This is a genomic window from Arthrobacter sp. HMWF013 (genome assembly GCF_003061105.1).
Classification (GTDB): Bacteria; Actinomycetota; Actinomycetes; order Actinomycetales; family Micrococcaceae; genus Arthrobacter.
Window position 1 is genome coordinate 1 of the sequence record NZ_QAIQ01000400.1, and the last position, 1,486, is coordinate 1,486.

2 protein-coding genes are annotated in these 1,486 nt (G+C 68.3%); both read right to left on the bottom strand.

Translation table 11 applies throughout. The features are described from left to right. A partial coding sequence (locus DBR22_RS14855) for a cysteine desulfurase family protein (RefSeq protein WP_108599662.1) occupies positions 1-902 on the bottom strand: 902 nt, incomplete at its 3' end. Positions 903-909: 7 nt separating this feature from the next. Continuing rightward, positions 910-1,486 (bottom strand): carboxylating nicotinate-nucleotide diphosphorylase (gene nadC, locus DBR22_RS14860; RefSeq protein ID WP_108599663.1); only part of this gene is annotated, 577 nt, incomplete at its 5' end.

Here is a 1,486-nt window from a genome sequence, read left to right on the forward strand (position 1 = left end):
CAGAAGGAGGCAACCGACGGCAGGCGTTCGGTGGGATGGCCGGTCAGCACCGCCCCTGGAACAGCCCGGAGGACCTCCCGAATGAACCCGTCACGGAGCGAGGAGACGTGGTCTGCGAGCTGCTGCTGCCCGGACTGCGCCAGGGTCAGTGCGGTGGCGAGGCCCACGGCTCCCGCAACGTTTTCAGTTCCGGACCGCCGACCGCGTTCCTGTCCGCCGCCGTGCAGCAGGGGCTCGATGCGGGTCCGGCCCCGGACGTAAAGAACACCGCAGCCCTTAGGTGCCCCGAGCTTGTGGCCCGAGATGCTCAGTGCGTCCACCCCCAGGGTCCTGACGTCCAGGGGCAGCCAGCCCGCGGCCTGGACGGCGTCGGTATGGAACGGTATGCCCTGGCGGTGGGAGAGTTCCGCCAGCCGTCCGACCGGCTGGACCGTCCCTACTTCGTTGTTGGCGTACATGACGCTGACCAGCGCGGTCTCCGGCCGGAGAACCCCTGCGAGCGCCTCGGCCGTCACAAGGCCCGTGCCGTCAACCGGAACGACGTCCACGGCAAACCCGTGGAACCGCTCCAGGTACCGGGCTGATTCCTCCACGGCTGGGTGCTCGACGGCGCTGATCACCACGCGGTCCAGCTGGGGGTCCGCAGCCTGCCTGGCCAGCGCTATCCCCTTAACGGCCAGGTTGTCAGCCTCGGTTCCGCCCGACGTGAAGGTGATTTCTCCGGGCCTGCAGCCCAAAACGCCGGCTACCGATGCCCGCGCTGCCGCGAGCGCAGAGGCGGCGGCCTCCCCCAGCGAGTGGTGGCTGGAAGGGTTGCCGAACTCCCCCGTCAGATATGGCCACATGGCGTCCAGCACTTCCCGGCGGACGGGTGTGGTTGCAGCGGCATCGAGGAAAATCACGGACGGTTCACCCCACCGTCAGCTCGACGTCGAGGCCAAGGTCCAGCGCGGCTACGCTGTGGGTCAGGCCGCCGATGGAGATGACGTCAACTCCGGTGGCCGCGATGCCGGCCACCGTCTGCAGGTTAACGTTGCCGCTGGCCTCCACCCGGGCGCGGCCGCCGACCTGCGCCACGCCGGCCTTCAGCTCGTCGAGGGTGAAGTTGTCAAGCATGATGGTGTCCACGCCGGCGGCCAGTACCGGCTCGATCTGCTCCATGCTGTCCACCTCCACCTCAAAGTGCGTGGTGTGGCCCAGTTGCGCCTTGGCTGCCGCCAGCAGCCCTGTCAGCTTGGCAGGGTCACCGCCTGTCATCACCGCGAGGTGGTTGTCCTTGGCGAGGACGGCGTCGGAGAGGCTGTACCGGTGGTTGGCCCCGCCGCCGCAGCGGACAGCAAACCGTTCCAGGATGCGCAGGCCGGGAGTGGTCTTCCGGGTGTCGGTGATCCGGGCAGTGGTGCCGTCGGTCAGCTTCACGAATTCGGCGGTCTTGGTGGCGATCTCTGACATCCGTTGGACCAGGTTCAGTGCCACCCGTTCAGCC